1 pseudogene is annotated in these 1,027 nt (G+C 79.0%); it reads right to left on the reverse strand.

The window, feature by feature from the left end:
* A pseudogene (locus GPJ59_RS36485) lies at window positions 1–959 on the reverse strand (hypothetical protein); the annotation flags it as partial.
* Window positions 960–1,027 lie beyond the last annotated feature (68 nt).

Raw genomic sequence — 1,027 nt, forward strand, 5'->3', positions numbered from 1 at the left:
AACTCGTCCTCCGCCCCGCGCAGCATCCGCCAGCGCACCGGCCCCGGGCCGCCCCGGACGGGCACCCGCGCCCCCGCCGGGAGCGACAACCGGGCGTGCACCCGCCGGGCCAGGCTCCGCAGCGCGCGGGCCACCGGCAGCTCGCGTACCGCCAGACCGCAGGCGGCCAGCAGCGACATCACCAGCAGCGCCACCCGCACCCGTACGGGCAGGTCCACGACCAGGCAGAGCAGCGCGCCGCAGGCCATCGGGGCGAGGGCGCAGAGCAGCACCCGCTCCCGGCCGAGGACCAGCAGGACGGTGGCGGCCCCGACGTAGAAGGCCTGTCCGGCGGCGAAGGCGTAGGAGAACGGCGGTCCGCCGGGCACCGCGAACGCGGCGGCGCAGCCCAGCAGCGCGCCGACGGGCGCCCCGACGAGCAGGGTCCGCCCGGCGGCGGCCCGGTCGCCCAGGCCGAGCCAGGAGTACGCGCGGTGGGACAGGGTCTGGTCCCAGACCCAGCCGATGAGCGCGCCGGCCAGCAGGGTCAGCGTCCCGGCGGGCAGGCCGAGCCGGTCGGGCGGGCCCTCCAGCAGCGGCGCGCCGAGCAGGTACGCCAGGCCCGGCAGGGCGAAGACCACGCCGCGCAGGAGGCAGGCGAGGAGCGGGACCTTCCAGGGGTCGGGGGTCTCGGCGGGCTCGGGGAAGGCGCGCGGCACCCGGGCGTAGAGGTCCTCGGCGAGGCCGAAGGAGTCCTGGCGGCCGTAGGCGAGCCGGATGTGGTCGTCCGTCATCCCGTCGGACTCCAGGACGGCGGCGATCTCGTCGGGGTGAACAGCGGCCGCGACGAACGCGTCGAGCCGCTCGGCGAGCTCGTCCATCGGGTCGGCGGCCGCCGGGCCTTCCCGGTGGGGCCGGGGGATCGCCGGCAGGGTGTCGGTGACGGAGCCGGCCGGACCGGCGGCAGCCGTCACGCCCACCGTCCCGGCGGAGCCCGCCCGGCCGACGGCAGCGGCGGCCTCGGCGGCCGGGGTGGCCGGGGTGGCCG

Origin of the sequence: Streptomyces bambusae, assembly GCF_019400985.1 — a bacterium.
Lineage (GTDB): Bacteria > Actinomycetota > Actinomycetes > Streptomycetales > Streptomycetaceae > Streptomyces > Streptomyces bambusae_A.